General features: G+C 57.4%; 14 protein-coding genes and 5 pseudogenes. 12 read left to right on the top strand and 7 right to left on the bottom strand.

Annotated elements, in window-relative coordinates; genetic code table 11:
* Positions 1-11 precede the first annotated feature (11 nt).
* Positions 12-470 (bottom strand): hypothetical protein, encoded by a 459-nt coding sequence (locus AB4Y34_RS37115; RefSeq protein ID WP_368718842.1) that lies wholly within the window; start codon positions 468-470, stop codon positions 12-14.
* A 667-nt stretch (positions 471-1,137) separates the two neighbouring features.
* On the opposite strand from AB4Y34_RS37115, the gene AB4Y34_RS37110 reads away from it, so the two are divergent.
* The 3 genes from AB4Y34_RS37110 to AB4Y34_RS37100 all read left to right on the top strand — a co-directional run bounded on the left by AB4Y34_RS37110 (position 1,138) and on the right by AB4Y34_RS37100 (position 6,414).
* Positions 1,138-1,632 carry a hypothetical protein gene (locus AB4Y34_RS37110; protein WP_368718841.1) on the top strand — a complete coding sequence of 165 codons (495 nt, stop codon included), beginning with the start codon at positions 1,138-1,140 and terminating at the stop codon, positions 1,630-1,632.
* Positions 1,633-3,552: 1,920 nt separating this feature from the next.
* Positions 3,553-4,299 carry a beta-ketoacyl-ACP reductase gene (locus AB4Y34_RS37105; protein WP_176369789.1) on the top strand — a complete coding sequence of 249 codons (747 nt, stop codon included), beginning with the start codon at positions 3,553-3,555 and terminating at the stop codon, positions 4,297-4,299.
* Between the two features lie 708 nt (positions 4,300-5,007).
* Complete coding sequence (locus tag AB4Y34_RS37100; protein WP_368718840.1) at positions 5,008-6,414, top strand: GGDEF domain-containing protein; 1,407 nt, start codon at positions 5,008-5,010, stop codon at positions 6,412-6,414.
* Positions 6,415-8,056: 1,642 nt separating this feature from the next.
* Here AB4Y34_RS37100 and AB4Y34_RS37095 read toward each other — a convergent pair.
* Entirely contained in the window at positions 8,057-8,668 is a 612-nt protein-coding gene (locus AB4Y34_RS37095; RefSeq protein WP_176369785.1) for an H-NS family nucleoid-associated regulatory protein, read from the bottom strand.
* 784 nt (positions 8,669-9,452) lie between these two features.
* Here AB4Y34_RS37095 and AB4Y34_RS37090 point away from each other — a divergent pair.
* Together AB4Y34_RS37090 and AB4Y34_RS37085 are read left to right on the top strand one after the other, a co-directional pair.
* Positions 9,453-10,469, top strand: a complete 1,017-nt coding sequence (locus AB4Y34_RS37090; protein WP_176369786.1) for a 1-aminocyclopropane-1-carboxylate deaminase — start codon at positions 9,453-9,455, stop codon at positions 10,467-10,469.
* Between the two features lie 376 nt (positions 10,470-10,845).
* Positions 10,846-11,007, top strand: a pseudogene (locus AB4Y34_RS37085) (IS110 family transposase); the annotation flags it as partial.
* Here the strand turns inward: AB4Y34_RS37085 and AB4Y34_RS37080 are convergent.
* Positions 11,006-11,203: pseudogene (locus AB4Y34_RS37080) on the bottom strand (IS6 family transposase); the annotation flags it as partial. The pseudogenes AB4Y34_RS37085 and AB4Y34_RS37080 sit on opposite strands and share 2 nt — an antisense overlap.
* Positions 11,204-12,063: 860 nt before the next feature.
* Here AB4Y34_RS37080 and AB4Y34_RS37075 point away from each other — a divergent pair.
* The 6 genes and pseudogenes from AB4Y34_RS37075 to AB4Y34_RS37050 form a co-directional block, all read left to right on the top strand.
* Positions 12,064-12,423 (top strand): annotated as a pseudogene (locus AB4Y34_RS37075) (acyl-CoA dehydrogenase family protein); the annotation flags it as partial.
* A 191-nt stretch (positions 12,424-12,614) separates the two neighbouring features.
* Complete coding sequence (locus tag AB4Y34_RS37070) at positions 12,615-13,361, top strand: hypothetical protein (RefSeq protein ID WP_368718839.1); 747 nt, start codon at positions 12,615-12,617, stop codon at positions 13,359-13,361.
* A 258-nt stretch (positions 13,362-13,619) separates the two neighbouring features.
* Positions 13,620-14,600: an aldo/keto reductase gene (locus AB4Y34_RS37065; protein ID WP_309235196.1), complete on the top strand. Its 981-nt coding sequence runs from the start codon at positions 13,620-13,622 to the stop codon at positions 14,598-14,600.
* Positions 14,601-15,570: 970 nt separating this feature from the next.
* On the top strand, positions 15,571-15,693 hold the full coding sequence (locus tag AB4Y34_RS37060; protein ID WP_255209129.1) for a hypothetical protein: 123 nt from the start codon (positions 15,571-15,573) through the stop codon (positions 15,691-15,693).
* Positions 15,694-15,949: 256 nt separating this feature from the next.
* Positions 15,950-16,192, top strand: a complete 243-nt coding sequence (locus tag AB4Y34_RS37055) for a hypothetical protein (protein ID WP_368718838.1) — start codon at positions 15,950-15,952, stop codon at positions 16,190-16,192.
* A 401-nt stretch (positions 16,193-16,593) separates the two neighbouring features.
* The gene (locus AB4Y34_RS37050) at positions 16,594-18,720 is read left to right on the top strand and encodes a prolyl oligopeptidase family protein (RefSeq protein ID WP_368718837.1); all 2,127 of its coding nucleotides are present in this window, start codon (positions 16,594-16,596) and stop codon (positions 18,718-18,720) included.
* A gap of 99 nt (positions 18,721-18,819) precedes the next feature.
* Here AB4Y34_RS37050 and AB4Y34_RS37045 read toward each other — a convergent pair.
* The 4 genes and pseudogenes from AB4Y34_RS37045 to AB4Y34_RS37030 all read right to left on the bottom strand — a co-directional run.
* Positions 18,820-18,955 (bottom strand): annotated as a pseudogene (locus AB4Y34_RS37045) (IS6 family transposase); the annotation flags it as partial.
* Positions 18,956-19,168, bottom strand: a pseudogene (locus tag AB4Y34_RS37040) (recombinase family protein); the annotation flags it as partial.
* 157 nt (positions 19,169-19,325) lie between these two features.
* Positions 19,326-19,961 carry a hypothetical protein gene (locus tag AB4Y34_RS37035; protein ID WP_368718836.1) on the bottom strand — a complete coding sequence of 212 codons (636 nt, stop codon included), beginning with the start codon at positions 19,959-19,961 and terminating at the stop codon, positions 19,326-19,328.
* Between the two features lie 55 nt (positions 19,962-20,016).
* Positions 20,017-20,259, bottom strand: coding sequence for a hypothetical protein (locus AB4Y34_RS37030; RefSeq protein ID WP_368718835.1), 243 nt, complete (start codon positions 20,257-20,259; stop codon positions 20,017-20,019).
* A gap of 134 nt (positions 20,260-20,393) precedes the next feature.
* Between AB4Y34_RS37030 and AB4Y34_RS37025 the strand changes: the two genes are divergently transcribed.
* A complete protein-coding gene (locus AB4Y34_RS37025) occupies positions 20,394-20,924 on the top strand; it encodes an SDR family oxidoreductase (RefSeq protein WP_368718834.1) in 531 nt (176 codons plus the stop codon).
* Positions 20,925-21,143 lie beyond the last annotated feature (219 nt).

Raw genomic sequence — 21,143 nt, 5'->3', positions numbered from 1 at the left:
CGGACGGCCCGTCAGGTTTGAGGCTCATCGAAATTGCCGACGCCAATCATATCGATCTTGTGGGTAGTCGCCTTCGAGACTTCCAACACCTCGCAATCTGCCTGACCAACCTCGTATTCCCACTCCCCTATGATCCCAGCCAGTTCTCGGCATGCCGATTTCAGGCTCGAATAAGTCATTCCGCCATTTGCGAGCCAGTATTTAAGGCTGGATGCACTGCGCCAAGTCATGTCGGAATAGACCCAGATCGCCCGACCTACTGCCTCTGGATCGGGCGATTTCCAAAGCTGATCGGCATCCTTAGAGATCCGAATGGTTCCGTGCACGTCACAGCGTTGAAAATTATAGTTCTCGAAGGTCAAATTGACGTGGGAGTCAAGATGAGGAGCCTTCGTCAGTTTGACATTTCGCAAATAAATCGTCCCCGAGATGGGACGAAAATTATTGTCTTTTAGCCAAGTTTGATCCATCGAACACTCTCCGACATAAACAAATATAGGCGCGATTGGGGGGACCAAAAAATCGTTGTCGTTGTCACTCAAATCGGAGGTTTTTTGCCAAATCACCATCTGTCGCAAATCGTCTGTAGTCGATGAGGCAGCATCACGCGTTTAGGCGGAAACGCGCATTTGTCAGGCGCCGTCGGCACCGTGCGCGAGATGTCAATCTCAGCTGGCACCCGAAACGAGGGATTTTGCGATGTTGCTGACCAGCACCCGTCTAACCGCATTCGCCGACAGGCCGATACCACATCGGCAGGCCCGGCCCGTTGCGCCGATCTGCGAAAATACGAACTCCTAGCTGATCGCACGAGAGAATGCCCAAGCCTATCGCGAATCCGGAGACATTGTCAAGGAAGGGAAAGAGGATGTGCGCAATTATCGAGCGACTCTATTTCCGGTTAGAGAGAAGCACCGCACCGGTCCTGATTCATTCCGCCATTTGCTGCGCCTCGACCCTTTCGATGGAGTGCACTGATATCAAGAAGGCCCGTCCCTCTCATGCACGAAAGATGCTGCAAGACAACGCTGCAGGACGCGCCCCTTCAGGAGGCAATACAATGACGCGGGGGTTAAGTCCGACACTACCTCTTGATCACCGGCGATTCATCCCCAACATCCGTATCGAACCGAATCCATGGATTTTCCGAACATGCCCAACAACAAAAATCACCAGTCACTGCTTGGACCATCGGCAGCAGCGCATTCCAAAGCGCTATTACTTCCTATGCCACGAAAAGAGGCGTCTGATCTGGTGCTGCGCGCACGCATCGCACTTGAGCGTCTACGCAATGGCGAGCGGGACCGTCCTCTGATCAACGTAGCCTTGCAGGTCACGATTATCACGAGCTTTATCACCCGGGCAGGACATGGGAAGCTTGATATCGATGTCCTTAATAAGGTTAAGCGTGACCTCGAAGCTATCGTCGTCGAGGCCGATAACAGCGAAACTTGGAGCGTTCCCCGAAAGTTAATCGGTGACCTCACTGCTGTGATCAACGAGTACGACCGCCAGATCTGCGTCACCCGCATGGAGATCATAGTGCGCGCGAGTAACTACCTGGACAAGCTTTGTTCATCGGACAGTGATCTACACCCACGCCGCGAGGGTGACCGTCAGGTCGTACGGTAATCAATCGCACGTCTACCGCAAATGATCAGTCGCGGATTTAGTCGAGTACCCATGCGGATGACACCGGCGATAGCCAGACTTCACCGCTAGCGATGAGCGGGAGCGCACAAATACCTAGAAATCGTCAACCGATAAGAAGCTTCTTACAGACATGGCGCGTTAGACTGCCTTCGGCCAAAAACACACCGAACCTACCTTGAAGGCACTGTTTCAAGAACCTCGCTCGATCGATAAATCATGGCAACGTGCGTCGGTTGCGAACACCGCCCTTGTTTGGTCCCGAGAGTAACTCATTCTTGAGGTTTCCCTGAAAGCTCGTGAGCGATGCGCTCACAGCGTTCGGCGCAGCTATACTTGAGTAGACCGCCATGTTCATTATCATGGCAGTCCTCATCGGTAATTGGGAACATTCTCAAACTCAATATTCTTTACAATCCGTTATGACCTTTCGGCCAGGCTTGGCACCCATGGCGAGATGAAGAAACCCAGACTTTACCCAACGGATGTATCAGATGAACAGTGGTACTTCGCCGCTCCGTACGCTGACCTTGATGAGCAAGGGCCCACCACGGTGCTGCTACGTGCTGCGCGAGGTGCTCAACGCATCGCGCTGGATTGTGAGAGCGGGTGAGCGTCGCGTTTGTTACCCAATAGCTGAGTGAGGCGGTCTACCAGCAGAGGCAGCGCAGCGCTGAATCCAGGGAAGCTGCTTTGGGGGCTATGTCAATGACCTGCGTTCGATCATCCGGGTTGCGCAGGAACACCGCCGTCAACACAGCGCGGTCATTCTCGACGCGCGCACCTCAGTCGAACTGCCAAATTGACCCACACGGCGGTTGATACCTTGGGCAGTCGCTTGCCGTGTACGTGAGAGTGGCCAACCAGCAGGAGCGCGCGCGGGTCGGGACGCTGGCGCATCGGCTTCTGCAGACCGCCGGTCGGACTGGCTTTCGACGACCGGAGGTGCACCGACGAAGAACCTGCGCACGCTACACTCGAAGAAGGCATTGACCTCTAGGTCGTCAAGCTCCCGGAGGCCAAAAGGCGTTCCGTGCATTTTTTTCGCGCCGCTGGTCAAACGCAGCTTTGGCTGGCTCAACCGCTTCCGCAGGAGGCGGCAGACACTACGAGCAATGGCGCGAGGCCCTTGCTGGTTTGCGTTTCGTCGTATTCTCCGGGCTTGTGCTCATCCACATTGCAGCCTTTGACAAAGGGGCATAACACAACCTAGCTGCAGCCCCCCCCTATTTACCAGCCGTGCTGGGCAGATGAAAATCCGAGAGAACCCGACGAATAGCGTGCGAGGAAGGTCGGAACACTGCACTGCCAAGTGCGGCAACGGTATCTCTTCGATGATTGATCCATGTTAAGCCCGCTGTTGACTGATACGCCTATATTGAACACGCAATCGTCGCGTGTGCGTTTGCAGCTGCTTCCAACCGGATAATTGCGGATCGCTTTATTGCGTCATGAGATCCATCATGCGAGGAAAATCCGTGACATCATTCAATCCGTAGGGCGCGAAACTTACGTTTGCGCTGCGAACGCATGTGTTCTTCCGCAAAGTCCTGCAACGAGCCTTGTGGACTGCAGAGTGTACGGCGCGACATCGCTTCGATTTAGGAGATTTGTAGTGCGGCCTCGGTCTCTCACGATAGCAACGAATTCGAGGAGTCATGCCAGTCCATGGTGCGCAGCTACCTCGCGACTCCCGCAATCGGCCCCCGAGCCTACACAATGGCCGGCGCTGGTTCGTTTCAATCAGAGCATGCCAATGTCGCGGCCTTGCCGTACCGCAGGATAAAACCATCGGTCGGCATGGTCCCTCGAGGGGAGTGTCGGGAGCCGAAACTCTCCGGACAATTCAGTAAATCGACTCAATCACCGGCCGCCGACGGCCTCGCTCACAAGGGGAACATCATGTCAGCCAAACGCGTTGCTTTCGTGACTGGCGGCATGGGCGGTCTCGGAGCCGCCATTAGCCGACGTCTCCACGATACAGGCATGGTGGTCGCCCTCTCGCATTCCGAGCGCAACGATCACGTTGCCACGTGGCTCGTCCATGAACGGGATGTAGGTCGGCGTTTCGTTGCGTTCGAGGTCGACGTCTCCAGCTTCGATTCGTGTGCGCGTTGCGCGGAGCGCGTGCTCACCGAATTCGGTATGGTGGACATTCTCGTGAATAACGCGGGCATTACGCGCGATTCAAGCTTTGCAAGAATGACCAAGGAAGATTGGGATAAGGTCTTACGCACCAATCTCGATTCCATGTTCAACATGACGAAGCCATTTCTCGGTGGAATGGTCAAGCAGGGATTCGGGCGGATCGTGAATATCGGCTCAGTGAACGGCGCGCGCGGTGCATTCGGGCAAACCAACTACGCCGCAGCAAAAGCGGGCATTCACGGTTTCACTATGTCGCTCGCACTGGAGACGGCGCGATACGGCGTTACCGTCAACACGGTGTCGCCCGGTTATCTCGCCACGACCATGACTGCGGCGATCCCCAAGGACGTAATGGAAACACGAATTCTCCCTCAGATTCCGGTCGGCAGACTCGGTCAACCGGACGAAGTCGCGGCCGTGGTGGCATTTCTCTGTTCCGATGAAGCCGGCTTTGTCACGGGCACCGATTTCTCCGTCAACGGTGGTATGCACATGCGATGAAAAGCGACAGTCTGGCGTATCACACAACTTTCGGTTTTGTCTGGCGCAGTCTGCGCGGGATATTCACTTCAACGACAATTTTCCATATGAAACGCATGGGGTAGCGGGGGGACACGATGCGCCAATTGCAAGACAGTGACAATACAACACCGCCGCCGGGTCAAGGTTCGCGAAGAACTGAAGGTTTTCCGATAAGCTAAGCGATGACAAATTGTCATAACTTAGAGGGTTTGTCGCTGACGAGCTAGCCTTCTACCCGAACCGGCGCAGAGGCACCGCTTCCGAGAAGTGGCAATCCGCGGCACGCTGGCCGAGGTAATTCCAGGGGGCTGAGCCCCTATGGCCGTACATTTTACGATTGCGCATTCGTAGCCCAGACATTATCGTCAGCGGGCCGGTTTTCTCGCCAACGGACACACCAACAAAAAACGAAAAAACGAGTCGTACACTTTATTGTTCTTCCATTTTCGGAGCGTTTTTTGACGCCATCCCAATAAGGACGACTATACAATCCCATCCGGCGTGCCGGGCTCATTCAACGTAGGAATCTAAACCCGTCGTTTTGATAGAAAATTGGGAAACATACAAAGACGGTTGCAAACTTTTATGGCGCATCGATTCAGCTCGTCTGTCAAAATCCCTATATGGCAAGACAATTGTATTGATGGAGACAACGACGGGCTGAAAGGGCCACACCGGAGTAAATATATGAGCGCGACGACTGCGATGCAGACTGATAAGCAACGTTCCTTCGTGCGGCTTATCACGAGGAGCTACGCGCAGTTGGTTCTCGTCGCCTTCGCTCTTGTTCCTGCCTATCTGATTGGCTACCTGTATTTCTTTCAAGACCCAGGTCTGAAGTTCGAAAACTACCCATTTCATGAAATTGCAATCATAGGGGCGACGTTTGTGGGTCTTTTTGTCACCTACTTGGCGTGGCAATGCTATCGGTCCTCCGGCGAGCCGTTGCTGCGATGGATGACGCTGGGCTTCCTCGGATCTGTATTGATCTGTGCGCTCCATGGCGCATTCACCAGATCCGCTCATCAAAACATTTGGCTATTGCTGTTGTATGGTCCGGCGTCGCGTCTAACGATGTCGATTCTGTTGTTGATTGGGCTTCTGTCGTATCAAAGGCCGTCTGATCCCGCTGACCGCCGCGCCGGAGCCAAGTACTTGCTAAGCTGGACCGCAATATTCCTCGTAGTGGACGTTCTGGTTGCGCTTCTTGCCCATTCTACAGTTGCTGGCGTTATCCTACTGCGGGTCATGGAGACTGCGGCGCTCGGGTTTTCGACGCTCAGCGTCGTTATCCTGATGCTGCGTCGGCCTCGGTCCCCGCTGATGCTGGTCTGTGGCATCTCCGTCATGTCGTTCGCGCTGTCGTCGGTGGCTTTTCTTCTGGGCAGCCCATGGAATCACATGTGGTGGCTTGCTCACGTCATTTTCGCCAGCGGCTTCTTCCTTCTCAGCTATGGCGTGGCGCAGGCCTTTTTGACGACACGTTCATTTGCGACGATCCATAGTCGCGAGGAGTTGAACGCGCGACTCGCCCAAGAAATGGATCGCGCCAAAAACGCTCTGAACGAAGTTCACCGCGAGAACCAGAAGCTGGCGCACCTCGCGGCGACCGATCCGTTGACAGGAGCTGCGAATCGGCGTCATTTCATTGCGTGTGTGGAAACGGAGGTCGTTCGCGCACAGAGAGACGGCACTCCATTCTCACTTCTCGCGCTCGATCTCGACAATTTTAAATGGGTCAACGACGCTTACGGGCATCAGGTCGGCGACACAGTGCTCCAGGGATTCGTGCGAGTATGCCTCGACGCGATTCGGCCCTACGACGGCGTAGCACGCGTGGGCGGCGAAGAGTTCATGGTGCTGCTGACTCGCACGTCGCTGGATGCAGCACTCGCAGTCGGCGAGCGCATTCGCGCGACAATTGCCAGCACGACCTTCGCCGGTGAACTTGGGCGCAAGGTATCGATAACTGTCAGTATCGGCATCTCGCAGTTCGGCAGGGATGGTCGCACGATTGACGCACTACTTCGGTCAGCAGACGAGCGGCTTTACCACGCGAAAAGTCAAGGTCGGAACCGAGTGGCGATCGATTAGCGGACCGAACTCCGCCGATGTACGCAAGCGCAACGCGACTGACGCCGCACTTCAAGGATAGTGCGTTGTGCCCATATTTCGCTCAATGGCATTGGATTGGTGCACATGATCGTCAGAGATAGAGAACCGGGGCTAAATCAGTCACCAGCCCACGCACAGCCACCAACGTCAGATGCAAGGTCTTCGCAACCCGGGGCACACGCAGTCGCTTCTGTCGGAAGTCGAACCGAGCTAGTGTGGCCGCTCGACGAGCTCAAAACAGCTTGTCGTCGAGCGCCGCGTTGAACACCGTCGGGGCACCAATCGCCCCCCGCTGAGCGCCAACGCCCAACTAAGCCCTTTTTCCATCTACTCCACCGGTTGGCAGCGTGTGGCACCTGGCACAGGCATCGTGTGATCCAACGATAATCGGACATCCTGAAAGAGCCGCTTTCCGCGCCCGACCTTGCCCGTAGCGGTCGACAAGTACCGAGGCAACTGTTGCACCGGCTCGTTTGTAAGGTCCAGCGCGACGCCGGACGTCGCATACGCCCCGTGACGCTCTGAGCTGGGTGGCTAGGTGACTAGTGTCGATTGATGCGCCGAGCGTCGCGACGAATAGCTCCGTCCGCAGATCTCGCCGGTGAGCATCGACGATGGCGAGCCTCTTGCCCGAGCAATCGATCAACAGCTTCTCGCCGCGGAGGGGTGTCTGGCGCTGCGCGACAGACAGTCCTTTGCCCATCGCACCTACTGTTCGCAGAAACAGCTACAGGTGGAGTCTTCGGGCTCCTGGGCGACGCCTCTCCTACCGAGCTCATGGTGCGGCCGGTTGGGCATCCGGCGGACTCAACGACTGCGGCGGAAAAAAGCGCTCAAGCGCCGCCTCGTCCACGCGATCGCCCTTCAGCAGGTCACAGGACCAGACCGACAAGATGGCGCCCCGACCAAGGATACACCGGCGAAGGACCTGCACAGACTGCACTCGAAGGATCGAGCTACAGGTCATCAAGCTTCCGGAGGCGAAGCAGGCTTTGTCTTGTTGCCACGCGCGGGGTAGTCGACCGCATCTTCGGCTGGCTCACCGGCTTCCACAGGCTGGCCAGACACTACGGGCGATCGGCCGAGACCCTCGCTGACTTGCGTTTCGTTATATTCTCCGTGCCTATGCTCATCCAATCTCCATCCCTTAGCAAAAGTGCATAACACGCTAAGCAACTGCCATTACGTCCTTCACTCCCCGGCATCACTAGACCTTTGGTCAGCGAGGCCCGGCACATTTCCCCCCTACCCACCGGGTGATCAGTTCTACGACAGCATTCCCCATTGCGAGTGTGGCAAATCGGTCATCCCGGAGCAATTGCAAAGGATAGGGCCGGAGACTGGCAGAGACTGGCACGACGCCCGATTGGAGGAACTGCAGCCGAGTGCAAGAACAACGCTGGGCTGCGGAGGTATATCCCGCAGCCCCGTCGGTCTCCTACATATATCTGAGCAGGCGCACTGACGATTGCTGCCGTTTGCGGCGCAACGTCTGCAGCAGCGGCCGTCGACTTCGCCGAGCCATTCGATGCACGCCTCCAGAGGATAGTCGACAAAGCGCCACTACCAGTCTCCGAGGTACTCTTTCCGCATCGGTGCTGAGGTATTCCTCGCCGACGCCTTATTGCTCCGCCGGCTTTTTTGTTGCTGCCTTCCTGCTTGCGGCTTTCTTCGGAGCAGCTGTCTTGCTGGAATGGACTGCTTTTGCCACCTTTCGAGAATTTGCGGGTGTCTCGGCCGCGGAGATCAGGAACTTCGTGCGGTCTCTGGCATCTGCGATCCACGACGGCGTACGACCACGCCCGCTCCAAGTCGCTCCTGTCCTAGGGTCCTGATAGATGTGAGGCTGCGGCTCCTTGACTTTCTTCTCAGACTTAAGCGTTTTCTGAGTAGTCGCTGTTGAGTTCGTCGTAGTGTTCGTCACCAGAAACCTGGTGCGGTCTTTCACCTTAGCGATCCAAGCCGGTGCTCGGCCACGACCGGACCAGTTCGCCCCCGTCTTTGGATCGGCGTACTTCGTTGCCGATGCCTCCCTCTTCGCCGGTGCGGTCGCGCCGGGTCTGCGGCCGCGTCGTCTGCCCAAAGACGCCTCAATATCAGCAATAGATAGAGAGTGCTGTTCCAGCATACTGAGGATTTTCTCGATCGCTGTTGCCGAATCTCTCTTCTCTAACGTTGCTGCCCGGGCTTGGAGCTTTGCGATTTTTGCCTGGACGGCTTCCAGCGTAGCCATGCTTGTTTTCCTTTGGATAGGATGAGTAAGCCGCACTATGCCATATCGCCCAGCGAACACAAACAGCATTGCACGGCTTGCCGACTTAATACACCTTGAAACGAATACCCCTGGCTATTCAAAAGCACGGACTTCTCGGTCTGCGCCCGTGGATAAGGCGACAATTCGCATATAGCGAAACGATCAATCGTTCGAAATGGGAACCGGTGTAACTCCCGATGCGCATGTCATCCGCGCCCCATCGTCGCCTTAACACGTAAGATGCCCCGTCGACGCCGAGAGCGATAGCGAGAAAAACCTGTCAAAAGGCTGTAGCCTATTTCTGGTGCCCGCCTCCTTGGACTCGAAACGTACAACACACATGATGGCGAAAATGCAGGGACTGCGGACGACGGCAGGCGAAAATCCGGGCCAAATCCGACGCATCGCCCGCGGCAGAACATTTCGCAGGCCCGCGGTCATTTGCGGCGATCGCGACTACCACAGCGACAAATCGCCAACACTTGCATGATCGTGGCATAAAGCCAGTGATTGCACACCGAAGAACCAACGATGGTAACGGTCTCAGCAAATTCCGCTGGTTGGCAGCACGGACTCACGCGTGGCTCTGCAACGTCCGACGTCGTCGTATCGGCATCGACCGTCGCGGCTATATTATGAAGCAAGCATTCGTCAGTTTTTGCTTGCTCGCTCATCTACTGGAACATATTCAAAGGAGAGGAGTCACATCTTTGAACTGGCCTCTTACCATGAACTCTCGGAAATCACCCACCACGGAGCCTCGATGAACCTGCAACGATTCCCCCGCTACTCGCTCACCTTCGGGCCGACGCCGATCCAGCCGCTCAACCGTCTGAGCGAGCATCTCGGCGGCAAGGTCAAGCTTTATGCCAAGCGCGAGGACTGCAACAGCGGCCTCGCGTTCGGCGGCAACAAGACCCGCAAGCTCGAATATCTGATCCCCGACGCGCTCGCGCAGGGCTGCGACACGCTCGTGTCGATCGGCGGCATTCAGTCGAACCAGACGCGCCAGGTCGCGGCGGTGGCCGCGCATCTGGGCCTGAAATGCGTGCTCGTGCAGGAGAGCTGGGTCAACTACCCGGATGCGGTGTACGACCGTGTCGGCAACATCCTGATGTCGCGCATGATGGGCGCCGACGTGCGGCTCGTGCCGGACGGCTTCGACATCGGTTTTCGCAAGAGCTGGGAAGACGCACTCGACAGCGTGCGCGCGGCCGGCGGCAAGCCGTACGCGATTCCGGCGGGCTGCTCGGATCATCCGCTGGGCGGGCTCGGCTTCGTCGGCTTCGCCGAAGAGGTGCGCCAGCAGGAAGCCGAACTGGGCTTCAGGTTCGACTACATCGTCGTGTGCTCGGTGACGGGCAGCACCCAGGCGGGCATGGTGGTCGGTTTTGCCGCCGACGGCCGCGCCGATCGGGTGATCGGCATCGACGCCTCGGCGAAACCGGCGCAGACACGCGAGCAGATCACCCGCATCGCGAAGCGGACCGCCGAGAGCGTCGAACTGGGCCGCGACATCACCGCGAAGGACATCGTGCTCGACGAGCGCTACGGCGGCCCGGAATACGGTCTGCCGAACGACGGCACGCTCGAGGCGATCCGCTTGTGCGCGCGGCTCGAAGGCATGCTGACCGATCCGGTGTACGAGGGAAAGTCGATGCACGGCATGATCGACAAGGTCCGTAACGGCGAATTTCCGGCCGGCTCGCGCGTGCTGTATGCGCACCTGGGCGGCGTGCCGGCGTTGAGCGCGTACAGCTTCATCTTCCGCGACGGTTGACGGGTTTAAGGGCCTTAGGCGACGGGCGTCGGCGGTCCGGGGTTCAGGCCCGACTTCAATCAGATATGCTTGCCGCGTTCGTTGCGACGTCGGGTTACAGCCGCGTCAGCTGCGGGGAGTCGTCGTCGACATTGGTATCGAAACGCTGCTGGCTTCTCGCGTGCGCGCACTCAAGGCATTTCGCGGCATGCCCACAGAGGCCAAGTCCGAATGAAAGGGGCATCGTCCGGAATCAAGTGCCTGTTGCGGGAGATGGCATCAAGGCGCCACGATGTGGTTCTCGCACTCTATTAACTCCCTCGAAGAGGCAGTCCATGGCAATCGTAAACCTAGGATTTTGATCTGGTCACGAATGTCTGTGCGCTGCCGGCGCCGGGCGACCGGCAAGCCCGAATTGGTACGCCCGGAAATTCGCTGCACTCGGTTGCTTGAAGGTGTCGCATCTTTACCTCCTTGTCATATCGGGATGGACAGCTGATCCGGTGCGCATCACTGGGCACGCGAGTTCGAGAGGCTGGGGCTCACGACGCGCCGCTTGCACGGTGCACGAAACACGCACCGAATTTATCGCACCGGCGTACAGACCGTTTCGTGGCTGACGATAACCTCGCCTTCGAACAGCAGTTCCTCAATGTCGTGCAGCCTCACCTGAAACAGGTAGTACCAGCACACCGCGCAGCTGATGACCGCAGTGGAAGACGGTAACCGTGATAAAGCGATTTTCCATCCTTCATCAGGCGATCTTGCTCGACCAATTCAGCAACGTGACAGTGGCCAGTTTACTGATCGAGAAGGTTTAGTAGCGATCGCGGCCTTGGGTCTCTTTCTTTTAGACGTCGACCTCGACGTCATCCTCACGGGACGACTTGGCGCCGACGCGGTGGGCCTTTTCGTTGTCGGGCTGCTCGGCGTTTGATGGGAATGGCGCTCGCCTTCACGTCGGAATTCGCAGTCACCTTTGCCGTTCACGCTCCAGCCTACGGTGCGCGCCGCTTTCCGCCGTGCCTTTGGGACGAACATCGCTACCACTAAAGAGTGAAAAGCATGAACGTCACCAACTACATTCAATTCGACGGCGACGACCCTTGACACCGCAAAGGGCGCGGGCCTCGTCTCCACTATGGACCGCGACATGGACATCAAAGTTGTTCACGTTGGTCCTATCTCACGTCAGCGGATTGGAAGGCCGTTATATGGTAACGACCGCGCGCGCGTGGGACCTTGTCAGATGTTCGACAATGTCGGGAATGAAACAACGCGTTGAAGAGTGATCTCGTTGTTGGGCAAGCCTTTTTGGATTGGTACGACACTTGCGCGTCTCACGCCACGCAAACAAGAGGAGAAATCCATGGTTAGACTCAGCGCTCGCGCCAACGGCCACGCTCGACGCTTTCGGCAGACACAAATACGCGCTGCCTGGCACAGAACCACCGGCATATCGACCTCAGCCGTCCCACGAGCTGCCAATAGCAAGAGGCGGCACGCGAACCGCATAATGTTGCCTTATAACGACGTAAGGCACGCAAACTGACCACCGTCGCATTCTATCGGTTGCCGGCAGACGGCATGCGAACTCAATCAAAGAATCAGACCTATGCCGAAACTGATGATGCCAAGTGATCCTTTACTCGGGACAGATAGTCCGTCCCACAAAGGACATCAAACCGCAAGCCCCTCCCCCTCTGGCGACGAGGTCCCGCGGATCTCGGCTAATGAGGTCGGGCGGATACTTGACGCGATTCGTGACCTTGCTCCGGCCATTCTGTCCCGTGCAGCCGAGATCGAAACCGAACGCCGTATGCCCTCGGACCTTATCGAGAAGTTGCGATTGATCGGAGTGTTCCGCATGTTCGCGCCACGCAGTCGTGGAGGATTAGAGCTAGATTTGCCTTGGGGAATGAAAGTGATCAGCGCGTTGGCTCGGCTCGATGGCTCAGTGGGCTGGACCGCGATGATCGCCAGTGCATCGGCCATCATGGCCCCTCGATTGCCGAGACAGACTTACGATCTGATCTATGAAGACAAGGCGGATGTCATCATAGCTGGTGTCTCCACGCCTGAGGCACCGCCGAAAGAGTACCAGGTGGGTGGCAAGTCAGCGGCCGTTGGCCGTTCGCCAGTTGTTGCCACAACGCCGACTGGATCATGGGTCTCTGTGTCATGTCGGAAGGCGGAAAACCACTCTATGGTCCGGCAGGGGATGCCGGACCACCGTTGGTCCGGTATGTCGCATTGCCGGCCTCCGCTTGGCAAATTGAAGACACTTGGCACGCCTCCGGCCTCAGAGGTTCCGGCAGTCACCACACAGCCCTTCAGAACGTGGTCGCGCCGGAGGGCAATTTTTTCGACTTTCCAGATGGAGCATCATGCGAACCGGGACCGCTATATCAAGGTTGGCGGCACCTTCAGTCGGTGCTTTTTGGAGCTGTCTGCGTCGGCATCGCCGAGGGCGCGCTATGGGATGTTGCCGAACTCGCCCTCGGTGGCCGGCAACAACTTCGAGCGCCGGTTCCTATGCGCGACTCGGAGATGTTCCAAGGCGAGCTGGGTCGAATTGAGGCAGATGTGCGTGCAGCGCGGGCGGCCATGCAGATTCAGGCGAACAGTCACTGGCGGCACGCCGTGGCCGACACGCTGAACGGCCAATCCCTGTACACCCAGGGCATACAGACGGGAACCTGGATTGCGACGATCTGCGCCCGGGCAGCACATGCCTGCTTTACGCTGGCCGGCGGTGCTGCAGTTTATGAATCTTCACCTCTTCAGCGGCGGCTGCGCGATCTGCAGGCGGCGTCGCAACATGCCATGGTCCAGCAGCGGCACTATGCGGACGCTGGCCGGCTGCTGCTGGAGCGGGTTAGACGAACGCCAAGATCGGACACACAGCTATAGAGTGAGTACGGGAACGGCAAGAAGCCTTGCGAGTCATGCGTATGAAGCGCTTCCCGCATCGTTATGCTCCGCCGATACTAAGTCCAACGCCCGCAGACCGGTCGACGTCTGTTCTAGATATTCAGTTCTCGGATCGAAGCGGGCCGTGCCGGTTTAGTTCAGCCGCCTCGCAACCACAGCGGGGCGGCCCATGATGACTGATACAAGGCGACCAAGATGTAGAGACTCCAGCCTGCCCCAAACTACGAGATCTCACGTGTGATACATGGAGGCTGGCAATTGGCGAGCGGCCACTGCACGACTCGCAGCAAATATCCGGTAGCCGACCTGGTGGCCTTCGCGGATGCGGGAATAACCACTTTCGACTGTGCTGACATCTATACAGGGGTCGAAGAACTGATCGGCCATTTCAGAAAGCGCTATCGAGATCTGCGCGGGGAAGAAGCCCTAGTCCGGATCAAAGTTCACACCAAATTTGTGCCGCACTCTGACATGCTGCCGCGCATCAAGTCTTATGTCGAAAGGGTGATCGACCTCTCGCTGCGACGCCTCAACCAGGAACGGCTCGACCTCATACGACTCCACTCGTGGGAATACCAAGATCCTCGTTGGCTGGAGCCGGCGCTGTGGCTCGACGATCTGCGCCGCACGGGCAAGATTGATACGATCGGCGGTGCCAATTTCGACACTTACCATATGCTGGAGATCCTGAATGCAGGCGTTCCGCTGACGTCCATGCAGGTGCAGTACTCCCTCCTCGACCGCCGTCCCGCGCGGCGGATGGCTGCGGCGGCGATCGAGTACGGTATCCCCCTCCTGTGCTATGGCACTATGGCTGGCGGCTTCCTCGGCGACAGATGGTTGGGCGCACCGGAACCGACGGAGCAATTGGAGAACCGATCGTTGGTCAAATACAAGCGGATCATCGACGACGTCGGCGGCTGGGACCTTTTCCAAGCCCTTCTGACGATGTTGCGCCAGATCGCGGATCGGCACGGGACCGACATCGCCACGGTCGCCAGCGCCGCGATGCTCGAACGACCGGGTGTTGCGGCCGTCATCATCGGCGCTCGTGACCTCTCTCATCTGGCCTCGAACGCCGCCATCTCAAGTCTCGCTCTGACCGCCGAGGATGTCGATCTCATCGCCGAACTACTGGCGGAAGCGAGGCAGCTTGAGGGTGATGTCTATGGACTGCAGCGCGACGGCCAAAACGGCGATCGCACCCGCAAATGGTGATTCGCTTCAGTCAAGGCCGGTACCCGGATGCCCATCGCCGAATCTGTTCATGTCGAGCGTCGCACAGTGCGCCCCGGAGCCTAGTCGTGGCCTCTTGGTGATGCTTCTTAGCCGTCATCATCCGCTACGTGGTTTTGAGGCGGTCTGCATGCTTGGCCACTTGAGCGGTGGTGGGGTCGAGATGGGGTATGGAGCACGGCGGCGCTCTTCCGATCGCGCCAGGTTACCGTCGGGATACATGCGGACACGGTGCCAGAACCCTATCTCAAATCCACCGAGATTCTCGGGCGGCAATGAGGGGCGGCCCCTTTTCTGTCTGGGTCATCATTTTTCGCCTAGGCAATGTCCCTTTGGCATTAAGGCCTCGTCAACGTCCGCACCCGCCGACATGGATTGCCACCACTCGACCGGAGTCTACGCGCCGGGCGGCGCCGTCCGGCTCGGCGCAGGGATCGAGAGGTATGGGTTCGTCAAACCGCTGTAACAGTGCGTCGCCACGATCATCGCATACCGACGTGCCGGGGCAGCCGCGCAAAGTGTGCGGGAGTCAAACACATTTTCGTCAATGCCAGCGCGGGTCTCAATAGCCGGGCCGCAAGTAGTAGTCAGCCGACGCTTGATCCCGAGTGTCGCATCCAGTATGCGCAGCGAAGCGTGCATCCGCCGTCGCACTACGCGACATTTACTCCGCACCGCCTAATGATTCGCAACAACCGGATCGGCCAGAACACGGCCAGCCTGCTGCTTTCCCTGCATCCGTCACTATTGATAGATATGAGGTGAGCATACCTGTCCTATCTTCCATCCCTGACTATGTACGTGGTGACGCCGCGGTGTCCGATGCGCACCGGTCGTTGCGTGAAAGGTTCATAGAAGCAGGCCTGCTCGCGACACCGGCGAAAACGGCCTTTATGAGCACAATCATATCTATAAATGCATCGTCGAACGCCTGATCTGGCTGATATCGTGCATGACTGCGGACCAGCATCCGGAAGTTCTGCGCTTCCGGCCAGCGGTGGCACGCAAGGACTTCGAGAACAACGAATACATGAACAACTTCCCGCGCCTCGCCGGCACCAATCACGCGTTCTGAGGCGACGAACTGGACCATCGGTGCCTGTTGCGGGCGCTGAACGACGTACTAGCCGATCCCAGCGACGAGCGAAGCGACGCTTGGCTGGCCCAGCAAAAGCCAACGCGCGCGGTGCTCGCGTCCGCTGCGTGCGATCCGGTCTCGGTCATCTCGCAACGCGGCCCGCTACCGAAAAATGGGCTCACGATTGGAGCTGCTGTCGTACCGCTTCCTCACGAACCTTCTCTGGACCCCACCGCGCATACGAATGTTCAGAATGCGCGAGTACGTGCGGATCGGCTCGCCAGAAGATGTTCAGGCTTTTCGTACGAGGCGGATCGAACGCAGCCGTGCACTTGCACGGATGTTGCGCCTGCCCGCCGACCTCGCCGTCGCAAACGACCGATTCTCCAGCCGCGGCGGCAAGATCTTCGCGGACAGTCAGCGCGTTCAGCAGTTGAACTTCGAACTGCTTGTCGGAGTAACGAACCTGCAGCGCAAGACCGCCTGTCTGTCGTAGAACTATCATGGATCACTTCCCTTCGATATAAAAACTCTGTGCCCGAGCGGCTCCGTCGCGCACTCGGGCTGCATTCGAAATGGAGAGACTCACGCCTGCGCTGCTGCACCATCACGGGTGCGACGTCGAAGCATGGCCCGACGATTTGCGTGAACTACTCCGGGGCCAGAGCCGCGAGCTAATTTTCTGGCGAGCGTGCACTGGCGCTCGCCTGCAGACACGGCCATGACCGCCCAAGTTTCAGTAGTATTGTCAATCGCACGACGCGCAAATCATCACGGAACGCGTGGATCTTGAGCATGTCGAAATTGCACTTCTGTTGACGAGAATCGGGCGACTAAGGCTAAAGCCAGCCAGCCAGCATGAAAGTACCTTAATAGTCGGTAACATTGGAATGCAATATGATACCTTTTCCATCTGAAATTATTTGGCCGCCTAAGCTCGGCGCGGCCGATCCATATATCGATCTCGAAGAACTCGATAGTCTCGATGTTAATTCATGGGCCTATGCGCAGACGGACCGCACAATGGGAATGTATGGGTGCACGTCAGGTGCGGACGTGCTAACTAAGCGGCTCGTCGAATCCATGATGGCGCAAGATTGCATCGTCGTATGTTCACGCTGGGGGAACTGGGCTTACAACATCTGGCGCGATGACGCCCGTCCGCTCGGTTTTGTACGGCGCACGGCTTGGAATACCTGGATTGAGGGCAATCCTGAATGGGAAGTGGTACTGGAGGTCAATGCGCTTGACTTGAACAACCGAAACGGGGACGGCACGCGCTGGGCTATGGCCGACTTTCGCCTTCTTTGTCCCACCGCCGATCGCGCACTGGTTTTTCTTTCTCCCGGCGGCTCCGATACCCATATTGTGCGGGAATTCGACGTGGAAAGACGTGCCTCTGTTGAAAACGGATTCGAACTACCAGATCCCGGTCACCACAGCGTTGCATGGATCGATCAAGATACAGTTTACGTGAGTTGGGATGATAGCTCAGTAAGTGCTGACCCCGCTGTCACTGTTTCCGGTTACCCGCGACAGGTCCGCAGGTGGAAGCGAGGAACGTCAATTGCACATGCGCCGGTGGTGTTCGAATGCGAGCGTGACGACTTGGGTGCGTCAGCGAATTACAATCCAATCCAAGCGCGCCATATCGCATGCCGCAGAACGGCATTATACGAAGCGGAAAACTTCTGGCTTGACGAAGAGGCCGGTGAATGGCGGTTATACGATGTGCCGCGCAATTCGGCTCGCTTGTTTGAGTGGAACGAGTGGCTATTCGTTACGCCACGCACCGATTGGCACGCCAACGAAACGATTTATCGAGGTGGTTCATTGCTGGCCATTCGACATGACGCATTTATCGACGGCGATCGCCATTTCATAGTACTTTTCGCGCCAACCGAAGAGACCGCCCTGTCAGGGGTGCATTATACGAAGCGCTGGCTAATCGTCTCAGTCAAGAGCGAAAGTATTACCCGCGTGACGCTCTGGCGTCCACCTGGTTCGGTCCACGACATTTGGCAATCTCGAGTGTATCCGTTGCCGGCCGGGTGCGAAGCATCTGTGACCGCCGTCGATAGGGCACGCGATGACACCGTACTGATTTACGTCAATCACTTCCTGACACCACCGACGCTATATTATGTCGATCTCTCGAGTAACACACCGTGGCACCTGCTCGGAAAGCTTCCCGCACGCTTCAATTCAACCGGATTGGTCGCGCTGCGCCGGCATGCCGTGGCGCCCGATGGCGCGCAGATTCCGTATTGGGTGATCGGTCGTGAGGCAGATCTTCAGGGCAATCCTCGACCTTGCCTGCTCTATGGATACGGCGGTTTCGAAGTCCCGCTCGACACGCCCACCTATTTGGGCACCTTGGGATTCTCCTGGCTCGAACCGGGCGGCGTGTACGCAATCGCGAGCATCCGGGGCGGAGGTGAGTTCGGACCTAGATGGCATCAAGCCGCACAACGAGAAAAACGTCAGGTCGCATTTGACGATTTCATTGCCGTGGCTGAGGCACTGGTCGGCTCCGGTGTTACCGTCCCGGCGCAGCTCGCGATCCAAGGCGGGAGCAACGGCGGGTTATTAACTGCAGCGTGCATGATCCAACGCCCGGATTTATTCGGTGCCGTTGTCTCGGACGTGCCATTGCTCGACATGTCCCGTTTTCACCTGTTGTTGCAGGGCGCTTTGTGGGTCGACGAGTACGGAAATCCCGACGACGCCGACGATTGTCGGATCCTCATGGCTTACTCGCCCTATCACAACGTAAAGCCGGGCGTCTCCTATCCGCCCGTGCTATTCACGTCGTCGTCCACTGACGATCGCGTGCATCCAGGCCATGCACGCAAGATGGTAGCGAAAATGCAGGCACTCGGACATCGTGAGGTGTGGTACCTGGAACAGCACGACGGCGGCCACGGCGCTGGCGTCGACCCCCAAACCATAGCCCGCGCCAGTGCAACGAAAATTGAGTTCCTGCGAGCGAAGATCGGAGCGTTGTTACAACCGACCGCGTGACCCAGCTTTAACCGTCACACATGGGCCGCTCGCGGCAAGAATAGTCCCCGGCTCTGCCGCGATAAGGGGGCGAGAAACGTCCTGCTTGCGCAGGACGGCTTATGCAGCCAGCGAGTACGACTGCTGGGCGGGCGTCTGTGTCATATCGCCCTCTTTCATCAGGCCTTTGCGGATCATGTGCATGAGCTCGATGCCCCACTACAATGCCCGCGCAGCGAAAATCCTTGAACTCTATGTCCAGGTTCTCCGCGAGTCGGTCCATGCTGTGCATGCCTAAAGTGTCCTCAACACGCACGAACGAGAGCAACAGGGCGAGTTGCGGCCGCTTCGTCTCTTTGCCCGACGCCTTGTCCGCAAAGATGCGGTCAAGCGTAATGCCGTCGGGCTGGCGCTCGGCACTTTGTTCAAAAGTGCCGTCCCGCACGTAGCCGCCGCGCTGACCATTCATGAAGAATTCCGGCAATGATGTCAGCTTGAAAGCTGTGAGCTTGAGCGTTCGCGTCAATCAATTGTCGGAATGATCCTATCCTGACGAATCTGACGGTCTTGCCTAGCAGGCAGGTTAGAGGATGCCTGAACTCGGCAGGCATCCTGCCTTCTACCAATCAGCCGATCATCTTTGCACGTGGAAGAAGTATCACGGCAGCCGCAAATGCGAGGGTCCCCACACTGCCGAACGTGATCCATGTCTGGATTGGTGTGCCGTTCGTTGCGAGCCAACTGCCCGCATAATATCCCGCCGTGCTTCCGAATGCCCCCACAGCGCTCAGCGCACCAAAGAACGTGCTTTGGCTTCCGTCAACCGCCAGAGACGCGATCATGGTTTCGAACGCCGGCACCAGAATTGTTTCGGTAACGGTGTATCCCGCGACGAAGACCAGGAACCAGGCGACACCATCCATGGCAGCCACGCTCGCATAGGCAAAAGCGGCAGCGAGGTACGCGCCGATTGTCGCAGACGCGGGATTCATCCGGACAAGCCAGTGTTTGGGCGACAGCATGAAGGCCAATCCGATCACACCGTTCACGACATACACGGCTGACGCTGCATAGGGGCCAGGCATGCGGCCGGCGTACAGCGGAAATGCTACGTACAGTTGCGGGAACAGAAAAAAACCAAGGCAGAGACGAGACACCGCAATCAGACGCCACAGACCGCGATGCGCCGCCGTTACGCGCAGGCTGGAGATAACCGGGCTGCGACCTGACACCTCGCAATAGTCGGGTTTCAGCTGAAACACCGCGGCTCCGAGAAGCCCGAACAGGACAGCGCTGCTGGCGAACGCGAACCGCGTATCAAACAGCCCTGCGAGCCCAGCAATCAGCTGGCAGCATCTGGGCGGACAGCAGGTTCCCGGCCATCACCGTCGCAAGCGCTGCGAAATTGAAATGCAGCGTGACGGACATGTGCAGTGCGAGAAGCGGAACGGTCATGAAATGTGACGCGTTCATCATCCCTTGCATCCGCAACAATGCCTGGATATCACGCGGAAAAGCGACTCTGGTCGGCAGGCGAGACGCTGGTTCGTTGGCGGTCAAGTTAAATCCTGATATGACTTTCGAGGTCAGGCCATCTGGGTTCCTAATGCAGCAAGAACGGCGCAAACACCTGCGCTGCAAGTGCCGAACCGGCGGCTGGGCGGATACAACCGATATCGCATTTTCCGGGGAAAATGGCCGATATTGTTGCCTTGAGTTCAGGAAACCCGGGTTTATTGCGACCACAACTGCATCCCAATTATCAGCCGAAACCCCTGAGTGACTCCACGAGTAACCGGTTGGCTTTGGTAATCGGCAGCAATGGTTTTGTCGGAGCACATTTGACCGCCAGACTATCTGCTGATCCGCAGGTTGAGCATGTTTTGGCAATGGTGAGAGGGAGTCCTGAAAGAACAGCCGAGCAGCGTTTTGATGAAGCCTTAATTAGATATCGAATTAAGCCTGCTTTTCTGGAAAAGATAACGATATTGAATGCTTCTCCAACCGAACCATATTGGGGCCTCGATCGTAGAACTTATGTTGAATTGGCAGAACAAGTACGTTTGGTATTTAACTGTGCCAGTTCGACAGAGTATGATCTGTCATATGCGCAGATCATACAAGATTGGGTCATGAGCTTTCTGCAAGTCTTGCAATTTTGCATGCAAGGTGTCAGTAAGCACTTATCGGGGATTCTTGGTGGTACTCTGGTTATGCCCAAATGAAATGGGTAAATGGACAAGTCATTCGACGGATCGCCGACGATCAGGTTTTTCCAGTTACCTTATGCGAACCGAGCTACGTTTTGGGCAGCACCTCTCTAGCAGGCTGTTGAAAAGCGCCCCGTCATGACGACCGAAGCTACGTTCAGGAGACTTGCGCGTGCAATTTCCCGCTGAATTACCGGTTTGCCGCGCGATCCGCGCGGGGCATGCGCACGCATG

Source organism: Paraburkholderia sp. BR10954, from assembly GCF_040965775.1.
GTDB lineage: Bacteria > Pseudomonadota > Gammaproteobacteria > Burkholderiales > Burkholderiaceae > Paraburkholderia > Paraburkholderia youngii.
Note: the sequence above shows the minus strand (reverse complement) of the source record. Positions and strands in the feature narration are given on the sequence as shown.